The 22,482-nt window shown below is 66.6% G+C and carries 24 protein-coding genes; 16 read left to right on the top strand and 8 right to left on the bottom strand.

Going from position 1 to position 22,482, the window contains the following annotated elements:
• Positions 1-32 precede the first annotated feature (32 nt).
• Positions 33-1,439 carry a diguanylate cyclase domain-containing protein gene (locus WKC72_RS21945; RefSeq protein ID WP_370179125.1) on the bottom strand — a complete coding sequence of 469 codons (1,407 nt, stop codon included), beginning with the start codon at positions 1,437-1,439 and terminating at the stop codon, positions 33-35.
• A 135-nt stretch (positions 1,440-1,574) separates the two neighbouring features.
• Between WKC72_RS21945 and WKC72_RS21940 the strand changes: the two genes are divergently transcribed.
• Both WKC72_RS21940 and WKC72_RS21935 read left to right on the top strand, forming a co-directional pair.
• The gene (locus tag WKC72_RS21940; RefSeq protein WP_174233728.1) at positions 1,575-2,057 is read left to right on the top strand and encodes a hypothetical protein; all 483 of its coding nucleotides are present in this window, start codon (positions 1,575-1,577) and stop codon (positions 2,055-2,057) included.
• A gap of 81 nt (positions 2,058-2,138) precedes the next feature.
• A complete protein-coding gene (locus WKC72_RS21935; RefSeq protein ID WP_037233989.1) occupies positions 2,139-2,351 on the top strand; it encodes a molybdopterin-binding protein in 213 nt (70 codons plus the stop codon).
• Between the two features lie 36 nt (positions 2,352-2,387).
• Here the strand turns inward: WKC72_RS21935 and WKC72_RS21930 are convergent, their stop codons facing one another.
• Both WKC72_RS21930 and WKC72_RS21925 read right to left on the bottom strand, forming a co-directional pair.
• A complete protein-coding gene (locus tag WKC72_RS21930; RefSeq protein WP_128638496.1) occupies positions 2,388-3,665 on the bottom strand; it encodes a sensor histidine kinase in 1,278 nt (425 codons plus the stop codon).
• 81 nt (positions 3,666-3,746) lie between these two features.
• Positions 3,747-4,904, bottom strand: a complete 1,158-nt coding sequence (locus tag WKC72_RS21925; protein ID WP_255221694.1) for a hypothetical protein — start codon at positions 4,902-4,904, stop codon at positions 3,747-3,749.
• A 268-nt stretch (positions 4,905-5,172) separates the two neighbouring features.
• On the opposite strand from WKC72_RS21925, the gene WKC72_RS21920 reads away from it, so the two are divergent.
• Together WKC72_RS21920 and WKC72_RS21915 are read left to right on the top strand one after the other, a co-directional pair.
• Positions 5,173-6,090, top strand: coding sequence for a hypothetical protein (locus tag WKC72_RS21920; protein WP_370179121.1), 918 nt, complete (start codon positions 5,173-5,175; stop codon positions 6,088-6,090).
• 65 nt (positions 6,091-6,155) lie between these two features.
• Positions 6,156-6,473 (top strand): hypothetical protein, encoded by a 318-nt coding sequence (locus WKC72_RS21915; RefSeq protein ID WP_037239461.1) that lies wholly within the window; start codon positions 6,156-6,158, stop codon positions 6,471-6,473.
• A gap of 38 nt (positions 6,474-6,511) precedes the next feature.
• Here WKC72_RS21915 and WKC72_RS21910 read toward each other — a convergent pair whose 3' ends face one another.
• Entirely contained in the window at positions 6,512-7,426 is a 915-nt protein-coding gene (locus tag WKC72_RS21910; protein WP_112298302.1) for an exodeoxyribonuclease III, read from the bottom strand.
• A gap of 155 nt (positions 7,427-7,581) precedes the next feature.
• On the opposite strand from WKC72_RS21910, the gene WKC72_RS21905 reads away from it, so the two are divergent.
• The 6 genes from WKC72_RS21905 (at position 7,582) to WKC72_RS21880 (ending at position 13,194) form a co-directional block, all read left to right on the top strand.
• Complete coding sequence (locus WKC72_RS21905) at positions 7,582-9,156, top strand: LVIVD repeat-containing protein (RefSeq protein ID WP_370179118.1); 1,575 nt, start codon at positions 7,582-7,584, stop codon at positions 9,154-9,156.
• Complete coding sequence (locus WKC72_RS21900; RefSeq protein WP_128638493.1) at positions 9,146-9,799, top strand: DUF305 domain-containing protein; 654 nt, start codon at positions 9,146-9,148, stop codon at positions 9,797-9,799. Before WKC72_RS21905 ends, WKC72_RS21900 begins: the two co-directional genes overlap by 11 nt.
• 308 nt (positions 9,800-10,107) lie before the next feature.
• A complete protein-coding gene (locus WKC72_RS21895; RefSeq protein WP_112298305.1) occupies positions 10,108-10,866 on the top strand; it encodes an SDR family oxidoreductase in 759 nt (252 codons plus the stop codon).
• Between the two features lie 75 nt (positions 10,867-10,941).
• Positions 10,942-11,574 carry a VOC family protein gene (locus WKC72_RS21890; protein ID WP_037239451.1) on the top strand — a complete coding sequence of 211 codons (633 nt, stop codon included), beginning with the start codon at positions 10,942-10,944 and terminating at the stop codon, positions 11,572-11,574.
• 557 nt (positions 11,575-12,131) lie between these two features.
• On the top strand, positions 12,132-12,542 hold the full coding sequence (locus WKC72_RS21885) for a hypothetical protein (RefSeq protein ID WP_245973244.1): 411 nt from the start codon (positions 12,132-12,134) through the stop codon (positions 12,540-12,542).
• Positions 12,543-12,693: 151 nt separating this feature from the next.
• Positions 12,694-13,194: a helicase associated domain-containing protein gene (locus tag WKC72_RS21880; RefSeq protein WP_112298306.1), complete on the top strand. Its 501-nt coding sequence runs from the start codon at positions 12,694-12,696 to the stop codon at positions 13,192-13,194.
• 54 nt (positions 13,195-13,248) lie between these two features.
• On the opposite strand, the gene WKC72_RS21875 is transcribed toward WKC72_RS21880, so the two are convergent.
• Together WKC72_RS21875 and WKC72_RS21870 are read right to left on the bottom strand one after the other, a co-directional pair.
• Positions 13,249-13,887, bottom strand: a complete 639-nt coding sequence (locus WKC72_RS21875; RefSeq protein ID WP_112298307.1) for a carboxymuconolactone decarboxylase family protein — start codon at positions 13,885-13,887, stop codon at positions 13,249-13,251.
• A 28-nt stretch (positions 13,888-13,915) separates the two neighbouring features.
• Complete coding sequence (locus WKC72_RS21870) at positions 13,916-14,482, bottom strand: VOC family protein (RefSeq protein WP_112298308.1); 567 nt, start codon at positions 14,480-14,482, stop codon at positions 13,916-13,918.
• An 86-nt stretch (positions 14,483-14,568) separates the two neighbouring features.
• On the opposite strand from WKC72_RS21870, the gene WKC72_RS21865 reads away from it, so the two are divergent.
• The 6 genes from WKC72_RS21865 to WKC72_RS21840 all read left to right on the top strand — a co-directional run bounded on the left by WKC72_RS21865 (position 14,569) and on the right by WKC72_RS21840 (position 20,451).
• Positions 14,569-15,204, top strand: a complete 636-nt coding sequence (locus WKC72_RS21865; protein ID WP_112298309.1) for a TetR/AcrR family transcriptional regulator — start codon at positions 14,569-14,571, stop codon at positions 15,202-15,204.
• A 44-nt stretch (positions 15,205-15,248) separates the two neighbouring features.
• On the top strand, positions 15,249-16,514 hold the full coding sequence (locus WKC72_RS21860) for a CaiB/BaiF CoA transferase family protein (protein ID WP_370179113.1): 1,266 nt from the start codon (positions 15,249-15,251) through the stop codon (positions 16,512-16,514).
• Positions 16,511-17,434, top strand: coding sequence for a hydroxymethylglutaryl-CoA lyase (locus tag WKC72_RS21855; protein ID WP_370179111.1), 924 nt, complete (start codon positions 16,511-16,513; stop codon positions 17,432-17,434). The genes WKC72_RS21860 and WKC72_RS21855 overlap by 4 nt, the downstream gene beginning before the upstream one ends.
• A gap of 80 nt (positions 17,435-17,514) precedes the next feature.
• Positions 17,515-17,901 (top strand): nuclear transport factor 2 family protein, encoded by a 387-nt coding sequence (locus WKC72_RS21850; protein WP_112298841.1) that lies wholly within the window; start codon positions 17,515-17,517, stop codon positions 17,899-17,901.
• Between the two features lies 1 nt (position 17,902).
• Entirely contained in the window at positions 17,903-19,087 is a 1,185-nt protein-coding gene (locus tag WKC72_RS21845) for an acyl-CoA dehydrogenase family protein (RefSeq protein ID WP_112298312.1), read from the top strand.
• Positions 19,084-20,451 carry a phosphotransferase family protein gene (locus tag WKC72_RS21840; protein ID WP_370184450.1) on the top strand — a complete coding sequence of 456 codons (1,368 nt, stop codon included), beginning with the start codon at positions 19,084-19,086 and terminating at the stop codon, positions 20,449-20,451. Before WKC72_RS21845 ends, WKC72_RS21840 begins: the two co-directional genes overlap by 4 nt.
• Before the next feature lie 76 nt (positions 20,452-20,527).
• Here WKC72_RS21840 and WKC72_RS21835 read toward each other — a convergent pair whose 3' ends face one another.
• Both WKC72_RS21835 and WKC72_RS21830 read right to left on the bottom strand, forming a co-directional pair.
• The gene (locus tag WKC72_RS21835; protein ID WP_370179108.1) at positions 20,528-21,592 is read right to left on the bottom strand and encodes a branched-chain amino acid ABC transporter permease; all 1,065 of its coding nucleotides are present in this window, start codon (positions 21,590-21,592) and stop codon (positions 20,528-20,530) included.
• On the bottom strand, positions 21,589-22,473 hold the full coding sequence (locus tag WKC72_RS21830; RefSeq protein ID WP_112298314.1) for a branched-chain amino acid ABC transporter permease: 885 nt from the start codon (positions 22,471-22,473) through the stop codon (positions 21,589-21,591). Before WKC72_RS21830 ends, WKC72_RS21835 begins: the two co-directional genes overlap by 4 nt.
• Between the last annotated feature and the right edge of the window lie 9 nt (positions 22,474-22,482).

Here is a 22,482-nt window from a genome sequence, read left to right as displayed (position 1 = left end):
CCACTGTGCACCGATCAGGCTCTGGTGCCGTCCTAGAAGGTGCCGTCGTAGAGCGCGTAACCGCCCGGCCCCGTAGCTTTCGCCCGATACATCGCCGAGTCGGCCCGGCGGACGAGTTCTTCGCGGGTGCACTCCGGATCGGACAGTGCGACACCGATACTGGCACTGATCGGCCAGTCGAGAGATTCTGCCCGGTTCAGGTCGGCGAGGCTTCCGGTGATCCGGGCGGCAATTGCCACCGCCTCCGTTGCACCTGCGACGTGCTCACACACCACCACGAATTCGTCACCGCCGAGGCGGGCAACGGTATCGCCCGGGCGCACCGCCGACCGGAGATGCCTGGCGAGAACGATCAGTGCGTCGTCGCCGCCGGCATGGCCGAGGCTGTCGTTGACGATTTTGAAGTCGTCGAGATCGACCAACAACAGCGCCACGCGGGTGCCGCCGCGCGGCGCGACGTCCAGGGCCTCGTCGAGCCGACGGCGGGCCAACGCACGGTTCGGTAACCCGGTCAGCGGATCGTGCAAGCTCTGGTGCACCAACGCGGCTTCGGCCTCGATGCGGCGGATAGCCGCGGACAGCACCGCCGTCACCGAGCGCAGAAAGGTCAGATCACGGTCGGTGTATTCGCGGGGACGACGACTGTGCGCGGTCAACACACCCCAGACCGCTTCGGAGCCGATCGGAACGCACACCCCGCTGTGCAGCCCGCGCCCCGTCATCCCGACAGTGGAGAACCGGGTCTCGTGGACCCGATCGGCGCACACGATCACCGACCCGCTGGCCGCGGCAAACCCGGGTTGCGACCCCCTTCCCGGGGCGAACACCGTCGGCGAGGGCTCGGGTCCCCGATAGGCCAGCACGGCGAGGGCGCCGTCGTCGGACATCTGCGCGATCGACGAACACTGCACACCCATCAGTGCGGCAGCCGCACCGGCCGCCGCACCGAGGAGTTCGTCGAGGTCTCCGCCGACGGCGAGTTGGCTCAAGTCGGCGATCGCCTGCTGCTCGCGGGCCCGGTACGCGGACTCCCCCAGAGCGCGGTGCAGGCGTTGTTCGTCCACTTCTGCACCGCGGCGATCCTGCGCAATCGATGCGATCAGCGACGGCCCGGTCCGCGTGTACTGCAGCACGAATGTCGAGATCAGCATCGGGATCGGCTCACCCGTCACGAAATGGCGGAATTCCGTCAGCCCGTTCCACTCCCCCCGCTCGACCAGAGCCGACTCCACCTCACGGGCCTGCACGAGGCCGACATCCGTGAAAAGCTCCGCCGTCGTCCTCGCGTACGCGTGCACGGCATCTCCCAATCCGAGCAGACCGACACCCGCGGGATTGACATACACGATCCGCCCCGACACGAATTCGGACACGAACACTAACGCCGGAGTGTGTTCGAGGACCGCGAGCAACATCCCCGAATCCGGCAGAGCCTCCATGGATACTCCCTCCCCTGCGAACCTTCCGTCCCACACCCGCCTGTGACCCCCTCCACGATAAGCGGCCTCCACAACACCGCGGCGGTGCGGGCGTGGCACGTTGATTCTGCCTCGATGTAGGTGCACCATCGGGGCATGCGCAGAGTGCGTTGGCCGGCATTCGCGCCGCCGGCAGCCAGTGGGACCGCAGTGCACGGTCCCACCATCCTGGCGTCCAAGACTCACATCACCCTCGACTTGCTCGGAATCGTCGCCTTCTCGTCCGGAATCCACGTCCGTCTCGCGCTGACCGCGACCGGGCGCGCCGCCGAACGTGCGCGTCACGAGACACGATCGCTGTCCGATCCGACCGATCCCGACACCCAGTGGTCGTATCTGTCGGTGCTGCTGCAGCTGGGGTCTGTGGAGGGCGAAGCCGACCCCTACCTGCCACGATCCGGTTCGCCGCTGAAGTGGGGCGGGGTACCCGCTTACCGTACGGAGCCGAATTATTGGCTCGGAACGTGTACGCGCCCGCACGACATCATGATCGCGGCGGGGTGGCCGGAGATAGGCCTGGGCCCGACCTGTGTCACTGCCCTCCTCGAACCGAGCCCGTCCACTGTCACATCCGACTGATCCGAACACGTTCACTCCACTCGCATTCCGAGGTGGTTGCGGCTAGCGTCGGACGGACATGGCCTGAGATGGAGGCTCACGATGCGTTTGTCCACCCGGAACCAGCTCAGCGGAACGATCACCGAGGTGACCCTCGGCAGTGTGATGGCCACGGTCAAGGTGAAGCTCGACGGCGGCGAGCAGATCGTCACCGCATCCATCACGAAGGAGGCGGTCGAGGAACTCGGCCTGAAGTCGGGTGTGGCTGCGACGGTGCTCGTGAAATCCACCGAGGTGATGCTCGGCGTCGAGTAGCCCCCGAACCTCAGCAGTTCAGAGACCCGCGCACTGCTAGTACGCCGAGGTGGTGAGGGAATCGGGTGCTGTCACGATCTCGAATGGCATGTCGATGTGCGCAACCGTCCCGGATCGGGATCCGGGGTGGACGGAGAAGCTGCCCCCGGCCGCGACGACACGGAGTTCGTGCGATGTCAGTCCGATGTGGCCTCTGCTGAGGCTTCGATCGATCGCCTCACGGGAGATGCCGCACCCGTCGTCGGTGACATCGAGCACCGCATGCTCACCCCACCGCGCCAGCTCGACTCGGACGGTACGGGCTTGCGCGTGTTTGACCACGTTGCTGAGCAATTCGCGTGCCGCACTGAACAGCACATCATCAGCCGATGTGCGCAAGTCGTCGACCCACTCCGACGTCAGGAGCTCCACGTCGAAACCGCCACGCGCCTGGGCAGAGCGAGTGAGATCGCCGAGAGCGCGAGCGAGACCGACACGATCGAGCACAGTGGGGTGCAGCTCCGAGACGGTCGCCCTGAGCAGGGTCGCGGATTCGGTGAGTGCGTGGGTGATGCGATCGACCGCCTCCGGGTCGGCACTGCCGGTGAGGTCGTCGAGGTCCATCTTTGCGGCCAGGACGAATTGGAGCGCCCCGTCGTGGAGTTGCTCGGACAACGCACGTCGTTCGCGTTGTTCGAGACCCATCAATTCGGCGAGCAGGGCGGTGCGGTCGCGAACCAGGTGACCGATGGTCAGCACTCGGGACCGTTGGATTCTGCTGAGCATGACGGCGCCCGCACCGAGGACGGCGAGGGCCATCGTGCTGAGCAGGATGGAGGCCCAGGGTTCTTCGTTCGAGGCCATCGTGGCCCAGCTGGCTGCCAGGAACACCAAGACCGTAGGCACGACCACGGACGCACACACGCCCGGGCGCAGCTGCGTGGAGGCCAGCAGCGGGATCACGAACAAACCGTTGCTCAGGATGTCCGCGGTCCAACTCTGTTGTGCTGCAATACCAGTCAACAGGGTGAGGCAACCGAGTACCGCAAGGTCGACGAACAGCGCGAGCCACATCGCGTTCACCGGCCCCGGACCGCCCCGACGAGTCCACAGCGCGAGCCCGCCGGACCAGAGTGCGTAGCAGATCAGGATCGCGACGCAGACGCCCGCATCGTTCATCGGCGGGACGAAGGCGAGCGTCAATGCGATGAAGAGCACCAGCACGCCACGAAGTGCGAGTTGCAGATACGCGCCGCGATAGGCGTGTTCGAGGATGATGCGTTCGAGATCTGGGCTGCCGCCGAGATCCGCGGGTAGTACCGATGACTCAGCCATGGGACGGCCTCCTCGGCCGGGCGACTCCGACAGGAAGATGCCAGGACATCAACTGCTGGACCTGCGACAATGCCCAAGATTCTAGCACCGGCGAGTGGCGGAACCACTGGACTCGACGGTCTGCTCGCGGGCCCTGCGGATCTCCGCGAACTGCGCCTCGAGTTCGCCGTGCAGTCGCTGATTGTCCAGCGCCAGAGTGGTGGCGGCCCGCACGGCCGCCAGAAGCCGCGGCTGGTCGGCGACCGCCCGGTCGTACACCAACGCCCCCACCAGGACACCGTCGCGGATGAGGGCCGTGGCCTCGCGGGGATCGTTCCTGGGTGGCAGAACCTGGGGACGTCCCTGCGCGTCCACATACCCGTCGTGCGCGCGGGAGAACGACCACAACGACAGGTTCGGGTCGCGCAATGCCGCCCGCAGTGCGTCGATGAAGCCGTCACCGAGCGGGGTGGTGCCGATCTCGATCATCAGGTTGCGTACCGCGGCTCGGGCGACTCGGTAGCGCCACATCCCGACCAGCACCGCAAGCGGGATGAGTGCAGTCGACGGATATCGCAGAAGCAGCGTCCACGCATGCTGCGGGCTGTGCACCCACACGGAGACCAGCGGTGTCCAGGCGGTTGCGGCGGTCCCGAGCAGAGCGGCGATCCACAGTGGCGCCACAGCCGCCCGGTAGGCCGGAGAACCTGACCTCCACCGAGTGACCACGACACCGATCAGGACCACACCGAGGGCGATCCCCACCGCACCGAACATCACCTGCAACGCCGCGAAGACCCGCGGGTCGTCACGCACCAGGAGCAGATTCAACGACGGCGGATGAGCCGGGCTGATGCGGTGAGTGTCGAGGAAGGCAAGCTCGGACACGACGGCGACCGCGTAGTACGCGTAACCTCCGCCGACGAACCATCGCTCCCACCGGCGGCGCAACCGCCCCCAGGGAAAACTGAGCACAAGTTGGATCAGCACCGGAATGTACATGTTGGTCAGCGCCGCACCTGCCGTGAACAGCGCCGGAACAGTCGAGAGCCGAAAGCCCTTCACCAGCCACAGCAGCCCGGCGGCAACCAGCAGCCACCCCAGGTTGTCCTGCGGCCGGTGGCTCTTGGCGACCAGGCCGGCCGCCACGAACACCACTCCGACCAACACGAACAATGCCAGTTCCGTCGCACTGAACACGCCCCGGCACACCTGCCAGTCGACCGATGCCGCCACCGCGACCGCCAGTACGGCGGTCACCAGGGCGGTTGCACTGTGCGCGCGAAGGCTCACCGGGCGCCGCCCGCGAGTCCGGACAATTCGAGGAACACGAGATCGATCCTCGTGGGAATCCGGATCCGGCACCATCACCACAGGGTGGGGTAATGCGACACCTGGGTGGACCTTCTCGACACCTCCGGTCACGTGTCGCCGGCAGTGTTCGGGACGGATCGATCGATGCCACGCGGCACACCGGTATTCGTGGGAACATCTCATCCGATCGGTCCAGCAGACTGACGAGAGAGGGATGTGGTGCATGACCAGGATTCGGCCCGCGGTGGCACTGGCATCGATTGCCGGTGCCTCATTGCTGTTTCTTGCGGCCTGCACCCAGGACGCATCGTCGACCGGTGGCACCGAATCGGCTGCGCCGAGCACCTCCGGCGAGGCACCGGCAGCGGAGGCACCTGTCAACGGTGTCGATGCGAAGGAGTACGCCGCCGGCGATCCGGAAACCGATTCCTACGGCTTCGTCACACCGTCAGGGAAATGGCTGTGCGCGATCATTCCCACGAAGAAGTTGGCCGGATGCGCCTCTCATCCCACCGCGGGGCCATTGGGAGTTCCGGGAACTCCGCAGATCGCGTCGCCCGACGGCGGCCCGCCGGCGGAGGCGAACGTCATCGCGGTCGAGGCGGGGAAGGAGCCGAGCTTCCAGAACTGGAACCAGGCACCCTTTCCCGGCAACGCCCACGTCCTCCCCTACGACACCACGCTGGCGATCGACGGATTCAGTTGCAATGTGCAGTTCTCCGGCGTCTCGTGTAGGGAGGATGCAACGGACAAGGGGTTCACCATCTCCACCAGCGGCTACAAGTTCGAGTACACCCCGATACCTGTGAGCCTCCCCAGTGCGATCCCGCCGCCGATCGCGCCCACTCCAGCGCCGCTCCCCCAGCAGGCACGCGGATCGAATCAGTGTGGCCCCATTGTCTATCCGGAGACCGGCAAGCCTGCGACCGTGGTCATCGTGAAGGGAACACTCCGTTGCGACGAGGCGCACACCATGCTCACGAAGTATTTCGCCGCGCCTGACAAGAGTGAACCGGTGTACAGCTTCGACGGCTGGGAATGCCGCCTCGCGGGAGACCCGGGATCCGCGGAGATCGGCTACACGATCAACTGCACCGACGGCAACGGGAACACCGTAGTCGCACAGCCGTAGACCGATCACCCGCGATTTCAGGGCAGTACCCGCGAGACTCGACGCTCGATGTCTACGCTGGCGTTATGCAACCACCGAATGACCGGGCCGGCACTTGGGAAGGTTCCTGGCTCGCGGCGATGACGGTGATCAAGAGCGCTCAGCGGGTTTTCACGCCTGAGAATCGACCTCCCTCCGAGCTCATTCCCCTCGTCGAACCCCTGAGCCGGTTGGGTGATGCGCTGCGGGCTACACCGCCCGACCCCGAAGAGTCCCGCCGTCGCGCAGCCGACCTGGTGGCCGATCGAGACCTGATCGAGTGGGCATGTCGGCCGGACCAGCCCAGCGAGATCCGGGAGTTCGGGGCGACCTTGGCCTTCTTGTCGATGAAACTGACCACCTGAGTTCCAGGTTGCCGACGCCGCACAAGGGACCGGACCGCTCAGAAGTCGTAGTCCACGACGACCGGAGCATGATCGCTCATCCGCCGGTCGGCTGCCGGATCCCGATCGGTGCCGGCCGTGACCGCGGCCCGAGCCAGTTGCGGCGTCGCGAGGTGGTAGTCGATGCGCCAGCCGATGTCGTTCACGAATGACTGCCCCAGCCACGACCACCACGAGTACGGACCGTCGGCGTCCGGATGGTGTCGCCGGACGACGTCGACGAGGGTGCGCGGCGACAAGATGGAGTCGAACCACTCGCGTTCCTCAGGCAGAAAACCCTCGGCCTGATTGCTACGCCGCCAGTTCCGTACATCGGAACGGGCGTGCGCAATGTTGAGGTCACCCATCAGCAGAAGCTCCCTGCCCCGTGCGCGCGCCGTGCGCCGCGAGCGGGTCAACTGTCGCGCGAACGCGGAGAGGAAGCGCATCTTGCGGTCGTACCGGGCTCCGCCGTCGGGCGCCTCCCGCATCCGCCCGGGCTTCTGGAGGTGGGCCGGAAGACCGCCTTTCGGCAGGTACATCGACGCCACGGTGATCGGCGCCTCGGCGAGGTCGACCTCGACGTACCGACCCTGGTTCGCGAACTCTCCCAGACCCCGAGCCAGTGGCTCCGGGCCCAGTTCGGCGCTCTCGGTGTGCATTTCACCCGGTGCACGCATCAGTGCCGTGCCACTCCACGTCCGGACTGCGACGGGCGCACGCCGAGTCAGGACCGCGACACCGTTGCGGCCCGCGACATCCCCCTCGTCGTACGTGAGGTGATAGTCGCCGAACACCCCCGACGGGATGGCCGCGGCACGCGCCCGCACCTCCTGAAGCGCGACCACATCGGGGCCGCGGTCGCCAAGCCAGTCCTCGAAGCCGCGCCGCTGCGCCGCGCGGATCCCGTTGACGTTGAAGGTCGCGATTCGCACGAGTCACAGTGTAGGGATCCGTCCGACGCGTCGTATCTCGCCACCGTCCACGCGCCGTCTGCCGGTTCTGCGGAGTTGACCGATTTGTGTGTGAACTCGAGTACGGGTTGCTAGCCTTCCGGTGATTGAGGCCACATTGCCGGGGGGAGTTCTCGATGCTGATCGCGCGGACAGGCCCAGGAAGTGCCCGGCGAGGTGTAGCGACCGCGGCCCTGGCGGTATCGGTCGTCCTCGGCGTCGCGACGAGCCCCGCGCCTGCCATCGCGTCAGCCGAGACGTTCTTCTTCGACGACGTCGGTTCGACGGCCGTTCCGCGGGCGAACTGCGGTCCCGGTTCGCTGCCGGAAACGGGTTTGCAGGGCGACGTTCCGGCCGAGGACCGAAACAACGGCCGAAGCACTCAGGGGTATCGATGCAACATGTCGCTGGTCGGAGGCCTACAGGATCGCGGTGGCGGCCTGCTGTCGGTGACCTACGACCACTGCTCCTACACCAGCACGTTCTTCCCCGGGAACCTGCTCAACCCCACCACGCCGGGCGTACAGGTGCTCGACGTGTCGAACCCCGCGCAGCCGGTGTTGTCCACGACGCTGAACGAGCCCGCGATGCTGGGCGGAACCTGGGAAAGCCTGAAGGTCAACAAGGCACGCAAGTTGCTCGCGGCCACGGCGGTGCCGATCGCTGCCGGCACCGGTTACTTCTCCGTCTACGACATTTCCGACTGCGCCCACCCCCGGTTGCTCAACCGTGGTGCCGGTACCGACGTCACGATGCCGCTGCCGTTCATCTCCCATGAGGGCGGCTTCTCCCCGGACGGCAACACCTACTGGGTGTCCGGCCCCGCACCGGGATTCCTCACCGCCATCGACATCACAAACCCGGCCTCGCCGCGGATCATCTGGCAGGGATTACACGGACTCGGCGGGCACGGATTCGGCATCACCCCCGACGGGAACCGGATGTACCTGTCGAATCTCGGTGGGATCACCGTCCTCGACATCAGTGCGGTGCAACGCGGCGACCCGTATCCCACGGTGCCGCAGGTCGCCACCTACCTGTGGACCGACGGCTTCTTCAACCAGCACAGCATCCCGGTCACATATGGGGACAAGCCCTACATCTTCACCGTCGACGAAACCGGCGGTGGTGGAATCAAAGTGTTCGACGTCGCCGACCCGGCGCACGCCGAGATCGTGCAGAAGATCAAGCTCGAGATCCAGCTTCCGGCCAATACCGCCGCCAACCTTCGGTCGTCGCAAGGCGGCTCGGTGTTCTCCTACGATCCGCACTACTGCGTGGTCGATCGCCCAGCCGACCCGACCGCGCTCGCGTGCTCCTGGGAATCGTCCGGGATCCGCGTGTTCGATGTTCGCGATCTGAGCCGCATCAGCGAGATCGCCTACTACAACCCGCCGGCACAGACCGGCAAGAACGTTCAGCTCACCAACTCACCGCACGCACTGTCCTCGCTGATCGGTGTCTCACTCTTCAATTTCGTTCCGCTCGCCCGCGCCGTCTTCGAGGGCAAGACGGACCCACGGGTCGCGTTCGGACCGCGCGCCGGAATGGTCGCGTTCGGCGACCTGTCCGCGGACTGGTGCTTCTCGCCTCCGGAGTTCCACGGCAACCAGATCTGGACCTCGTGCAGCGACAACGGCTTCATGGCGTTGCAGCTCGACGACGCCGTTTATCAACCACCGGCGAATCAGGCTTCGACCTATGGGCAGTGACACCATGCCCTCGTCGTTCCGCCGTCCCCTCGTCCTACTGCTGTGCGCCATCGTGCTCGGTGCTGCCGGGGTCGCCGCCGGAATGTTGCTGCAGTCGGAGCGCGACACGAACCCCGGCGGGGTCCAGTTGTCATCAGCGGACATCGGCTTCGCACAGGACATGTCGGTGCACCACGAGCAGGCCGTGCTGATCGCCCAGACGCTGCCGCAGGACGTCGATCCGCAGGTCCGGGTCATCGCCGACCAGATCGTCGTCACACAGACCTCCGAGATCGCGACGATGCGCGGCTGGCTCAACCTCTTCGACGAGCCGTTCACCACCCCGCACCCGATGCAGTGGATGCACGGATCGGATCACGCCATGAGCGACCCGGGCGGCGCACCCATGCCGGGAGCAGCGAGTACCAACGAGATCACCCAGCTCGCCCGCCTGCGCGGAGCAGATGCCGAGACACTGTTTCTACAGCTCATGATTCGGCACCACCAAGGGGGCGTCGACATGGCCGAGGCCGCCACCCACGCGGTTGCATCCGAACCGATCCGCCGCATCGCACGCGGGATGATCCGCGACCAGAGCAATGAAATCGCGGTGATGACAGCCATACTCGACACTCGAAACGCGAGACCGCTCCCCCACCCGTGAGGAGTTGAGGCTCTCGACCGGCACATCTCGAAAGACCACCCACGATCGTGTGCCGACGGTAGTCGCCCCCTCGGGTGCGTCCGCCCTTGCCCGGCCGCGGCGACTGTAGAAGCATTTCCGTAGGTGGACGCCGTCCGGCGACTACATGTCACGCCACTGCCGGGATCGAAACGGTGCAACCCGCGACGGCGTCCCCTGGGTCGCGATTGGTCCTGCCGACGGCTGCGGCGGGCCCGAGGAGGAAGCGTGGGAGCTCTGCTCGCAAGCATCCCGGCCATCGGCAGCCGACGCTACCGATCGGAGAAACTATGACCACCGAAACCACTCCAGTCTCCATCCAGCGCGAACCGGAACTGGCCGGACAAACCGTGGTCGTGATCGGCGGCAGCGCAGGCATCGGCCTCGAAACAGCTCGCCGCGCCCGCGCCGAGGGCGCCGAGGTCGTCCTCACCGGCCGCAACCCCGACCGGCTCGAGCAAGCAGCGACAGAAGTCGGCGCGCAACGCACCGCGGCCTTCGACGCCAACGACACGGCCTCCTTGGCGAGGTTCTTCCAGGAGCTGCCGACACCGATCGACCACGTGCTGGTCACGGCCGGGGGCCCGCGCTACGCGCCGCTGCTCGAAATGGACTCCGACGAGGTGCGCGAGCAACTCAGCGGACATGTGGTGCTGGGGCTCGAGGTCGCGCGCAACGCGGCGAGCAAGATGAGGCCCGGAGGCACGCTGCTACTCATGGGCGGAACCGGTGGCCGGCGCATCGGTCACGGACTGGGGATCGCCTCCGCCGCCACTGCGGCACTTCCCCCGTTCACGGCGGCCCTCGCGCTCGAGCTCGCGCCGGTGCGCGTCAACCTCATCGCCGCCGGCTTCGTCGACACCCCGCTGTCGGCTTCGCTGCTCGGAGATCGACTGGACGAGCGCCGGAACGAATTGCGGGCAACGCTTCCGATCGGCCGGGTCGTCGGCCCCACCGACGTCGCCGCACTGGCCGTCCACATCATGAGCAACACCGCGCTCACCGGTGCGACGTACGACATCGACGGTGGTCAGCAGTTCGTCTCTTGATGTCCAGACATCGAAACGTGGGTGGGTCGAAGGACCACCCCGATCAATCCCCAACTCGACCAGAGAGGCAACCAAATGAGCACGAATGAAGTTCACACCAACGAAGCGACCGACACGAATGTCGTGTCAGTCGACATGAAGCTGGAGGTCGTCGTCATCCCTGTCACGGATGTCGACCGCGCTACCGAGTTCTACACCCGGCTCGGTTGGAGACAAGACGTCACACCGCCGGGATCCGGCGTCGTCCAGTTCACCCCGCCCGGCGCCGACGCCTCGATCCATTTCGGCGCCGACCTCACAACGGCCGCACCCGGTTCCGCCAAGGGATACCTCATCGTCTCCGACATCGAGGCTGCCCGTGACCAGCTGGTTGCCGCCGGCATCGAGGTGACCCTGTTCCACCTCGGCACGGACGGCCCAGGCGACGGGCTGGACCCGGACCGTCGCAGCTACTTCTCGCTGGCGTCGTTCAGCGACCCCGACGGCAACGCCTGGGTGCTGCAGGAGATCACCACCCGGCTTCCCGGGCGCATCGACACCGCCGTCACCTCGTTCGGCTCTGCACGCGACCTCGCAACCGCGCTCCGGCGCGCGGCGGCCGCCCACGGCGGGCACGAAGAGCGCACCGGTGAGGAAGACCCGAACTGGCCCGACTGGTACGCCGAGTACATGGCCGCCGAACAGTCCGGGGCCGACCTGCCCACGTGAGGAGTTGTGAACGCCACGGCCATCTGCCGTGTCCACCGCGAGGCAGGCCATCTCCGACTCGCCCGAGCGGATCGAGCCATCCGCACGCGACCGTCACGAACTCCGTTGCTGCACAGTACTTTCGAGAACCCTCGCGCCGGGGATCCGCCGGATGTCGGGACGTTCGGTGAGGGACCTCGCGGCGGCACGACGACCGGAGCAGATCGCGCCGTCCATTCGAGGTGAGTCACAACTCGTCGACGCACGGCGATATCCAGACCATGAGAGGCGACACGCGCACACTGATTCCGTTCGTGGCAATGGTGACATGCATCGCCCTGGCTGCGGGCTGCCAGTCGACCAGCGAACACACCGGATCCGTCGACGGGACGACGATCCCGTGGGCCACGGTCCCCGCCGCACAGTCCGGTGGAGGTGCCGCGCCCCACCCACCGGATCCTCCCCCACCGACGGACCCGAACGTGGGTCCCGGTTCCCCCGGCCCTCCCACACCGACAACACCGACAACACCGGGCCCGACGATATCCGGCATCCCAATCTTCCCGCACACAGCGCTGGTGACTCCACCCGTCCCCGGAGTTACGGCCAGTGGCGTGCACGTCGAGCGGCACGACGGGTTCGATCGCATCGTCTACGACTTCGGCGGCACATACGCGCCTGGCTGGCGCGCCGAATACGTCGCCGAGGCAACGCAACGCGGTCGAGAGACCGCGACACGAATCAACGGTCGATCGATACTGCAGATCTACTTCTTCGACACGGACTCCTCGGCCGAGAGTGGGATCGCCGCGTACAACGGACCGAACCCCTTGTCGGACCCCGCGGCGTACAGCGTCGTCGAGGTACACCTCACACCGAATTACGAGAGAGGCACCCAGTCGTTCGTCGGCCTCCGTACCGACTACCCGCAGTTCCAGGTCACGACTCTCACAGAACCGACGAGAATCGCCGTCGACATCCACGACTAGCACCGCATTCGGGCACTCGTCGCCCCGGCAGAGATTGCATTCCCGGGGCGACACGAGCCGACTTTCGTGACAGATCGTCAAACTCGTTGACATACTTGAAGTGATGACTATCCGGATAACGCTCGACGGCTTTCACAAGGATGCGATCTCGATGCGAGATAACAGGCCCGCAACCTCCGCACTGCAGCTCTACCGCACCTTTCAGCACCAGCACCCCCGAACTCCGGTCCCGGCCGACTACGTCACCGAATGCGGTTTCCGACTGGGACGTTGGCAGGACCGCCAGCGGATTGCCCGCATGCTCGGCACACTGCCGCCCCAGCGCATCGAGCAACTCGACGCGATCGGATTTCTGTGGAGTGATGACGACGACCCACTTCCGGCCGTGTCACGTACCGACGCCAAGCGGCGACGGATGCTCACCGCCATCGCCGCCTACCGCGAAGAACACGGCAACGCACTTGTTCCCGCGAACTATGTCACCGCAGACGGTGAACAGGTGGGCCAATGGCTCTACCGGGCGGTGAAGAAGTGGAGGGCCGACGCCTTGCCGGACAAGGAGCGTCGCACACTATCCGTGCTCGGCGTCTCCCCCGGTCCACGACCACGAGGCCCCCGAACATCAGCACACCTTGTCGGACACGTGAGGTAAGGCGGACAGCACGCAGGCCGAATAGTGTTGCTGTACAGATGTTCGAGTATCAGGTCATTCCCCGGACAGGTCGGCCGAAAGATCCCGAACCTCGACACCTGCAGGAATCTCGACCTCGGCGACCAACTCGGGCCGGTCGTCGAATTCGAGACGAAGAGCGCGGCACATGGTCGCGTGCATGTCGTAGAGGCTGGTGATGTAGGTCAGTTCCAGAATCTCGGGATCCGTCAGGTGGGTCTTCAGGACCGCGAATACCTCGTCCGGTACCCGGCCGCCGTCGTACACGAGGCCGTCGGTGTAGGCAAGCACGGCCCGCTCGAGTGCGGAGAAGCAGTCGCTGATCTGCCAGTGCGGAACGGCCGCGATCTTCCCCTCGGGCATCCCGAGGGAACGCATCTGCTTGCAGTGCTGAGAGAAGACGAATTGGCTTCCGCGCGCGTACCCGGCCCGGCCCTGCCCCAGTTCGCGCAGCAGCGGGTCCAGGGAGGCATTGCGGTAGAGCGAGAACCCGCGTACGGCGTGCCGGAACACATCCGGCGACTGGGCGAATACGGTCCACCAGTCGCCGGGAGTGCCGTGGACGGTGCCGTGATCGACGGCGGGATCTTTGTCAGGCCCGAACAGTCGATCGTAGAAGAAGAGGATCTTCTCGTCGGCGACTTCGGCGCGGGGCACTTCACGTAAGCGGGGCACTGCGGCTCCTTTCGGACGGCGGGCAGGGTCAGGATGCGGTGGGTACGCGCCGGTCGGCGGCGGTCCTCGGTTCGTGCGAGACATCGGCTTCGGTGAAGGTGCGGGTCCAGCAGGCGAATTCGAGCAGGACGCCATCCGGGTCCTGGAAATAGAACGAGCGCACGAAGGTGCCCGGGTGCACGTGCCGGGACACGCCGGAGGGACTGTCGTCGTGGTTGAGTATCCGGCTGACCTTGATTCCTTCGGCCTGCATCCGGCTGTAGTACTCGTCGAACTGTTCCGGGGGCACCGCGAACGCGACGTGATTCATCGATCCCACCGCACTGGCGAGTTCGCCCTCGTCGGGCAGTCCTTTGGGGGCGGCGAGACCGGGCGCGGCCTCGGGGGAATCGGCTAGCCAGAAGAAGGCAATGGTGTTGCCGTTGCCGCAGTCGAAGAAGAAGTGCTGACCCAGGTCCCCCGGCAGCTCGATGGTCTTGATCAGGGGCATGCCCAACACGCCCGAGTAGAAATCGATGGTGCGTTGCATGTCCGAGCACACCAGCGCGAGGTGGTTGATACCACGAAGTTCGTACTTGGAGTTCGAAGTGCTCATAGCGGTCCTTCCGATGTGGTGAAGTCGTCGCGAGAAGGGTTAAAAAATGACTTGACAGTCATGTCATCTATTGGGAGAGTTTGTCTGTGAGCAAGTCATCTGTCAATACCCCGTCCACGCCGGCGACGGCCGACACCCTGACCGCGCGTGGTCGCAAGACGCGTGACGCACTCCTCGACGCCGCGCAGAAGGTGTTCGAGACGGTCGGATTCCTCGACACCAGGGTCGAACACATCGCCCAGGAGGCGAAGGTCTCCTACGGCACCTTCTACCGCTATTTCGAGTCGAAGGACGACGTGTTCCGGGAGCTGAGCACGCGACTGTTCGAGGACATGCACCGCCGGGAGCCGACCGATACGGATTTGTCTCCGGCGGAGAAGCTGATCGCCTCCAACCGCTCGTACTATCAGGCCTATCGCCGAAACGCCCGACTGATGGCGATCGTCGAACAGGTCGCGACGTTCAACGCCGAGTTCCGCGAACTCCGACACGAGCACCGTCGTCAGTTGATCGACCGGACCTCCCGCGCCATCGCACGCTGGCAGCAGGACGGCCTGGTGACGGCCACCCTCGACCCGGTACTGGCAGCCCGCGCCATGGCCGCCATGGTCGACCACACCCTGTACCTGTGGTTGATCCAGGGCGACGAGGCCGACGAGGCGGCTCTGCTCGACACCCTCGACCAGATGTGCCTCGGCGCACTCGGGCTGAACCGGGATTGAGCACCGAATTTTTCATCCCTTCTCATCCCCCAAAGGCAAGCACCATGACAACGCATGCGCCGCCCTCGACCGCCACTGATGAGATCCCCCCGGGCGCACTCGACGGCCTGCGGGTACTCGAACTGGGCACCTTGATCGCCGGCCCCTACTGCGGACGACTGCTCGGAGACATGGGGGCCGACATCATCAAGATCGAGGCCCCGGATCGTCCTGACCCACTGCGGGATTGGGGGCAGGCAGAGGGTGGACACCAGTACTTCTGGTCCGTGCACGCCCGCAACAAGCGATGCGTCAATCTCGACCTGCGAACCGAAGCAGGACGGCAGATCTTCCTCGACCTCGTCGCCACCGCCGACGTCGTCGTCGAGAGCTTCCGGCCCGGAACCCTCGAACGCTGGGGCGTCGGCTACGACGTCCTGCGGGAGATCAACCGGAGGCTGGTCTTGGCACGGGTCTCCGGATACGGCCAGACCGGGCCGTACGCCGGCCGTCCCGGATACGCCTCGGTCGCCGAAGGCGTCAGCGGATTGCGCCACCTCAACGGGTTTCCCGGACAGGCGCCGCCGCGGCTCGCCCTCTCCCTCGGAGACAGCCTCGCCGGGATGTTCGCCTTCCAGGGTGTCCTCGCGGCACTGATCGCGCGCGAGCGCACCGGACGGGGACAGATCGTCGACGCCGCGCTCACCGAGGCAGCCCTGGCAATCCAGGAATCCACCGTTCCGGACTACCACAAGACCGGGCACGTCCGGCAGCCCTCCGGCACCCGACTCGATCGCGTCGCACCGTCCAATCTGTACCGGACGCAGGACGGACTGTGGGTGATCATCGCGGCCAACCAGGACACCCTGTTCGCGCGCCTCGCTGCCGCGATGGGTCGTCCGGAGCTGGCCACCGAGATCCGCTACGCCACCCACACGGCGCGCGGTGATCACCAGGACGAACTCGACGCGCTCATCGCGGAGTGGGCGGCCGGCTTCCCGGCCACTGACCTGATCGAACTATTGACCAAGTTCGAGGTGGTCACCGGACCGGTCAACACCGTTGCCGAGGTACTGGCCGACCCGCAGTTCAACGCACGCGAGATTTTCGTCGACCATGTCGACCCGTCCGTCGGGCCCGGAGACGAAGGATTCGACCCGGAACCGGTGAAGGGAGTCGGGGTCATCCCGAAACTCAGCGAGACCGCGGGCGGGGTCCGCTGGGGCGGGCCAAGCAGACCGGGAACCCACACCGACGAGGTCCTCACCGAGCTCCTCGGTTACGACGCCGAACGGCTCGCCGCGCTGCGCGATCAGGGCACGATCTCATGATCGAGACCCCACCGAGGGTCGACATCCGCGAGGTCGGACCCCGCGATGGACTGCAGATCGAGAAGCCCATCTCCACAGAGGCCAAGCTGAAGCTGATCGACGCACTCGCGGCCACCGGCGTCGGGCGCATCGAGGTCACGTCCTTCGTCTCCCCCCGAGCCGTCCCGGCATTGGCCGACGCCGAGGCCGTCGCCGCCCACCTCCGCCGCTGGCCGCAGGTAACGTTTTCGGCGCTGGTGGCCGGTCTCGGCGGGGTGAAGCGGGCACTCACGGCCGGCGTGTCCCGCCTCGAGTACGTCGTGTCCGCCTCCGACGGGCACAGCCGAGCCAACGTCGGCCGCAGCAGCGAGGAGTCGATCGCGCTGATCGCCCCCGTCGCCGAACTGGTCCACCAGGCCGGCGGCCATCTCGAAGTGATCATCGCCATCGCCTTCGATTGTCCGTTCGACGGCCCGACCCCACCGGATCGGGTGGCCGAAATCGCTCGCCGTGCAATTCTTTCGGGCGCGGACGCCCTGTCGGTCGCCGACACCATCGGTACCGCGACACCGGTGCGCACCACCGACGTGCTCACCCGGGTACGCGCCGCCGCCCCCGACATCGATCTCGGCCTGCACCTGCACAACACCCGCGGTCAGGGCCTCGCCAATGCATGGGCGGCGTACACCGTGGGCATCCGCCAATTCGACGCCTCCGTCGGTGGCCTCGGTGGTTGCCCTTTCGCGCCCGGCGCCAGCGGCAACATCGCCACCGAGGAACTGGTCTACATGTTCGAAGATGGTGGCATCACCACCGGCATCGACATCGACAAGGAACTCGTCGCCGCTCGACTGGCTGAGCGCCTGCTCCACAAATCCCTCGCCAGCGGACTGCTCCAGGCCGGAGGCCTACCGGTACCGGCCGGCACCGCCTGCAATTGACCACCTCGCTGCCGCCATTAGGACGGACGACCCGCTTCGCCGCCCACAGCGGTAGCACCGCACGGAAGTGACGAATGATCATGAACGACTTGGCCGATCGCTTCTTCGCCGCCGTCAGTGACGGCGACGAGACGACGCTGACCGAACTTTATGCACCTGACGCACGGATCTGGCACAACGACGACGGGCGCGAGCAGACGGTCACCGAGAACCTGCGCGTGCTGCGCTGGCTCTCACGCACCCTCGACGACCTGCGCTATGAGGACATCCGCCGGCACGAGTTGCCGGACGGCTTCGCTCAGCAGCACGTACTGCGCGCCACGTTGCCCGGGCACGGGCTGCTGGAGGTGCCGGCGAGCCTGTTCGTCCGCGTCGTCGGCGGCCGGATCACCCGCATCGACGAATACGTCGACTCCGCCGCCACCCAGCCTCTGCGCACGCTGGCCGCCCACCCACGGGAGCACTGACATGACCGACACCCGTTCCGACGTTCCCCTCGCCGAACTGTGCGCGCGGATGCGCTCGTTCATCGACGAGGCCGTCATCCCCGCCGAACCCGTCCTGGTGAACGAGGACGGGGCCGCGCACGAGGCACTCGCCGAATTGCGCGAGCGAGCCAAGGGACTCGGCCTGTGGGCGCTCGGCCACCCCGCCGAACTCGGGGGCGGTGGCGTCCCCTTCCTCGACTTCGTCTACCTCAACGAGATCATCGGACGGTCGGAATTCGGTCAGATGGCCGTCGGCTCGGTCTCCATGCAGGACACGCTGATGCTGCACAAACACGGCACCCCCGAGCAGAAGCAGAGATGGATACCCCCGATGGTCGCCGGCGACCTGCTCCCCTCGGTCGGTCTGACCGAGCCGGAAGTGGCCGGCTCGGATCCCACTCTGGTCGCCACGCGTGCCGAGCTCGACGACGACACCTGGGTGATCAACGGGCACAAGTGGTTCACCACCGGAGTCCAGGACGCGGGCTACTGTTCGGTCTTCGCCCGGACCGAACCCGACACCACCCCGCGGCACGAGCGCATCAGTGCGATCATCGTGCCGACCGACACCCCCGGGTTCGAGATCGTCCGCTCGATCCCCACGATGGGGCACAATCCGAGTGATCACTACGAGGTCCTGCTCACCGACGTCCGTGTTCCGGCCTCCGCCCTCCTCGGCGAGCGCGGCAAGGGTTTCGCGGTGGCCCAGGACCGGCTCGGCCCTGGGCGGATCTTCCATTGCATGCGCTGGCTCGGGCAGGCGCAGCGGGCATACGAGCTGATGTGTGACCGCGCGAACACCCGCTTCACCCACGGTTCCCTGCTCGCCGAAAAGGGCGAAGTGCACCGCTACATCGCTGAATCCGCCGCCCAGATCCACGCCGCCCGGCTCATGACGCTCGATGCCGCCCGAGCGATGGACGCCGGAGAGGATGCCAGGGTACGCATCGGGTTGGTGAAGTTCTGGGGTGCCCGCATGCTGCACGACGTCGTCGACCGTGCCATCCAGATCCACGGAGCCCTCGGTCTGACCGCCGATACCCCGCTCGAACGGATGTACCGGCAGGCGCGGTACGCACGAATCTACGACGGACCCGACGAAGTTCACCGCATGTCCACCGCCCGTCGGTTGCTGCGCGATCCGGAGGCCGCCCCGTGGCGATGACTCACGCCCCCGTCACCCTCGAAGACGGCGTCCGCGCCGTTCTGACTGCCGCCTACGGAACAGGGACGACCGTCGGGGAACCCCGGCAACTCACCGGCGGTGCCAGCCGGCAGGTGTGGGCCGTCGACGCCGAGAGCCCGGACGGGCGTCCTCTTCCGGTGGTGCTGCGCCGCGACCCTCCCGGGCACGGCGACGTCGCCCGGATGCGTACGGAGGTGGCGTGCCTGCGGGCCACCGCCTCCGCCGGGGTCCCGGTGCCCGCGGTCCTCGCTTCCGGCGACACCGCGCCCGGCATCGACGCTCCGTACCTGCTCATGGACAAGGTCGAGGGAGAAGCACTCCCCCGGCGGCTGCAGCGGGATCCGGCGTTCGAGGCGGTGCGCCGCCACCTCGCCGTGGACATGGGTTACGTGCTCGGCCGGATCCACCGCACTCCCCTGGACACTCTCGACATGCTCGACGCCACCGACCCGGTGGACGCGATCGAGGCCGTCTACCGCGACCTGAACGATCCCCGTCCGGCGGTCGAGGCGGGCCTGCGGTGGTTGCGCGACCACCGCCCGACCGATCGCCCGCATGCATTGGTACACGGCGACTTCCGGATCGGAAACCTTCTCGTCGACGGAACCGGCATCCGCGGGGTGCTCGACTGGGAACTCGCCCACCTCGGTAATCCCGTCGAGGACCTCGGCTGGCTGTGTGTGCGGGCCTGGCGGTTCGGTGCGCCCGCGCCGGTCGCCGGCATCGGCACCCGCGAACAGCTCCTCGACGGCTACGAGAAGGCCACCGGGACACGCCCCTCGGTGTCCGAACTGCACTGGTGGGAAGCCTTCGGAACGCTGAGATGGTTGGTACTGAGCAGGTTTCAGGCCGAACGTCACTTCGGTGGGGCGGAGCCGTCCCTGGAGTTGGCGGCAATCGGACGGCGGGTCTGCGAATCCGAGTACGACTTGCTCGATGTGCTGGGTTTGCTCGACGACTCCGTGCCTACTCCACCGCCCACCCCGCCCGGACCCGCCGTGCACGGGCGGCCCAGCGTCACCGAGATCGTCGATCTGGTCACCGACACGCTGGCGACCGACATCGGCCCCACCCTCGAGGGCACGCACGAACGGCAGCGGTATCTCCTGCGGATCTGCGTCAACCTGCTGCGCACCGCGGGACGCGAACTCGACGCCGGGAACGGCATCGATTCCGTTCTCGGTGACGCCCTCGGTGCACTCGGGTGCGCCTCCGAGGCCGAGCTCGCCGCCCGGCTGCGCGAGGGAGCGGTGGACTGTTCGAACGACGAAGTGCGCCGCGCGATCTCGATTGCGGTGCTGGCCCGTCTGCGTGTGGCCGCTCCCCGGCACCTGAACCGATAGAACGCGAACAACAGGCAGTGCCCGGCGGATCCGTCCGCCGGGCACTGCCTGTTTTCGACGAAGCCGATGTCGGTCGTCAGTGGGAGACTGCCAGTTCCCGTGGATCCTCGTCGGCCGTCGTCGCCGGCCGGGTGTGTCGACGGGTTCCGGGAATCCTGCTCACCAGCGGCCCCAGCGCCCATCGGACCAGGCTGATCACCCCGTACGGGAGGACGAAGATGAAGACGATCAGCGCCGCCCCATAGGTCATACCCGCCGCCGATTGATTGATCTCCGCTGTCCACTGCGGCACGTACTGCACGAAGAACGCACCGAACACGACGCCAGGAACGGTGCCGAGGCCGCCGATGACGATCATGGTGATGAAGGCGATCGCCAACGGCAGCCCGAATGCCTCGGGGCCGACATACTGGACCACGAAGCTGTACAGCACGCCGCCCACACCGGCGAGGGCCGCGCTGAGCGCGAACACCGTCGTCTTCGTGCGGGTGGCCGGGACACCGAGGGTGGTGGCCACGGCTTCGTATTCTCGGATTCCGATCAGTGATCGCCCGATCCGGCCCGCGGAGAGCCGTCGCACGACGAGGTAGGCGATCAGCGCCACCGCCAGGCACAGGTAGTACACCCACTGGTCGCGTTCGAGCCCGCTGAATCCGGGCGGTTCGGCGCCGGCGATGTTGATTCCCGCCTGCCCGTCGGTGACGTGTTCGAACCGCTTGATCACCGCGGGGGTCACCAGCGCCAGACCCAGCGTGGCAAGCGCCAACTGGAGTCCGTACAGGCGAAGGGCGGGCAGACCGAACAGGTACCCGATGACGTAGCAGACCGCGAACGCGATCGGAAGGAGCAGCAGGTACGGGACGCCGTGGTTCTCGACCAGCACCGCGCTGAGGTAGGCGCCGACGGCGAAGAAGAAGCCGTGGCCGAGCGAGATCTGACCGGTGTTGCCGGTCAGCAGGTTCAGCCCCAACCCGACCACCACGTACACCAGCACCATGGAGCGGTCGAAGTTGACGTACGGCGCCGACACCAGCGGTGCCACCGCCGCTACGAGGACCACCAGTGCGACTGTGGCCCTTGCCAGCCACCGCGGTGGTTCGAGTTCGGCGCGGGGCCGGCGAAGCAGTTCGATAATTCTCATACCCGGGCCACCTTCCGCGCACCGAACAGGCCCTCGGGTTTGAGGAGCAGCACCCCGAGGATGAGGGCCAACGCCACGGCCTGTTTGAAATCGTGTCCGATCCAGGAAACGTAGGTTCCGGCAAGATTTTCCGCGACACCTACGCACAACCCGCCGACAAGAGCGCCGACCGGGCTGTCGAGGCCGCCGAGGACGGCGGCGGCGAATGCGTAGATCAGCGAGGCGACGAGCATGTTCGGTTGCAGGAACAGTTGCGGCGCCGCGAGGGTGGCGGCGAGGGCCCCGACGGCCGCGGCGAGGCCCCAGCCGATCATCAGCATGCGGCCGACGGGGACCCCGATCAGTTGCGCGGAGTCGGGGTTGGCGGCCGCCGCCCGCATCGCCAATCCGACCTTGGTGCGTTGGAACAGGACGAACAGCAGCGCCGCGACCACGCTGACGGCGCCGACGATCACCAGTGACTGCTGGGAGACCGCGACCGGACCGAGGGTGAGCACCCGTCCGGCGGCGATCGCCGGGAACTCCTTGCTCTGCACACCCCAGATCCACCCTGCGGCACTGTTGAGTACCAGCATCAGGCCGAGTGTGATGATGACCAACGGCATGTGGTTCGGTGAGGACGCCAGCGGCCGGATCAGTACTCGTTCGGCGGCGGCGCCACCGATGAAGGCCACCACCATCGAGCCGAGGACAGCGAGGAGCAGTGGCGCACCCCACTGGTGGAACTGCCACGCGAAGAAGGCCGAGAACATCGCCATCTCGCCCTGCGCGAAGTTGACGATCCCGGAGGCTCGGTAGACCAGGACGATGCTCAACGCGAACGCGCCGTACAGTGCGCCCCACGTGAGCCCGTCCACCAACTGTTGAAGAAATACATCCATGACCACTCT

Origin of the sequence: Rhodococcus wratislaviensis (assembly GCF_041228765.1) — a bacterium.
Classification (GTDB): Bacteria; Actinomycetota; Actinomycetes; order Mycobacteriales; family Mycobacteriaceae; genus Rhodococcus_F; species Rhodococcus_F wratislaviensis.
The sequence above is the reverse complement of the archived record's forward strand: the minus strand, read 5'-3'. Positions and strand labels throughout refer to the sequence as shown.

Excerpts from the sequence above, each read along its gene's own strand:
- WKC72_RS21945 (WP_370179125.1), bottom strand. The coding sequence starts at position 1,439 with ATGGAGGCTCTGCCGGATTCGGGGATGTTGCTCGCGGTCCTCGAACAC.
- WKC72_RS21940 (WP_174233728.1), top strand. The coding sequence starts at position 1,575 with ATGCGCAGAGTGCGTTGGCCGGCATTCGCGCCGCCGGCAGCCAGTGGG.
- WKC72_RS21935 (WP_037233989.1), top strand. The coding sequence starts at position 2,139 with ATGCGTTTGTCCACCCGGAACCAGCTCAGCGGAACGATCACCGAGGTG.
- WKC72_RS21930 (WP_128638496.1), bottom strand. The coding sequence starts at position 3,665 with ATGGCTGAGTCATCGGTACTACCCGCGGATCTCGGCGGCAGCCCAGAT.
- WKC72_RS21920 (WP_370179121.1), top strand. The coding sequence starts at position 5,173 with ATGTGGTGCATGACCAGGATTCGGCCCGCGGTGGCACTGGCATCGATT.
- WKC72_RS21915 (WP_037239461.1), top strand. The coding sequence starts at position 6,156 with ATGCAACCACCGAATGACCGGGCCGGCACTTGGGAAGGTTCCTGGCTC.
- WKC72_RS21905 (WP_370179118.1), top strand. The coding sequence starts at position 7,582 with ATGCTGATCGCGCGGACAGGCCCAGGAAGTGCCCGGCGAGGTGTAGCG.
- WKC72_RS21900 (WP_128638493.1), top strand. The coding sequence starts at position 9,146 with ATGGGCAGTGACACCATGCCCTCGTCGTTCCGCCGTCCCCTCGTCCTA.
- WKC72_RS21895 (WP_112298305.1), top strand. The coding sequence starts at position 10,108 with ATGACCACCGAAACCACTCCAGTCTCCATCCAGCGCGAACCGGAACTG.
- WKC72_RS21890 (WP_037239451.1), top strand. The coding sequence starts at position 10,942 with ATGAGCACGAATGAAGTTCACACCAACGAAGCGACCGACACGAATGTC.
- WKC72_RS21880 (WP_112298306.1), top strand. The coding sequence starts at position 12,694 with ATGCGAGATAACAGGCCCGCAACCTCCGCACTGCAGCTCTACCGCACC.
- WKC72_RS21870 (WP_112298308.1), bottom strand. The coding sequence starts at position 14,482 with ATGAGCACTTCGAACTCCAAGTACGAACTTCGTGGTATCAACCACCTC.
- WKC72_RS21860 (WP_370179113.1), top strand. The coding sequence starts at position 15,249 with ATGACAACGCATGCGCCGCCCTCGACCGCCACTGATGAGATCCCCCCG.
- WKC72_RS21855 (WP_370179111.1), top strand. The coding sequence starts at position 16,511 with ATGATCGAGACCCCACCGAGGGTCGACATCCGCGAGGTCGGACCCCGC.
- WKC72_RS21850 (WP_112298841.1), top strand. The coding sequence starts at position 17,515 with ATGAACGACTTGGCCGATCGCTTCTTCGCCGCCGTCAGTGACGGCGAC.
- WKC72_RS21845 (WP_112298312.1), top strand. The coding sequence starts at position 17,903 with ATGACCGACACCCGTTCCGACGTTCCCCTCGCCGAACTGTGCGCGCGG.
- WKC72_RS21840 (WP_370184450.1), top strand. The coding sequence starts at position 19,084 with ATGACTCACGCCCCCGTCACCCTCGAAGACGGCGTCCGCGCCGTTCTG.
- WKC72_RS21835 (WP_370179108.1), bottom strand. The coding sequence starts at position 21,592 with ATGAGAATTATCGAACTGCTTCGCCGGCCCCGCGCCGAACTCGAACCA.
- WKC72_RS21830 (WP_112298314.1), bottom strand. The coding sequence starts at position 22,473 with ATGGATGTATTTCTTCAACAGTTGGTGGACGGGCTCACGTGGGGCGCA.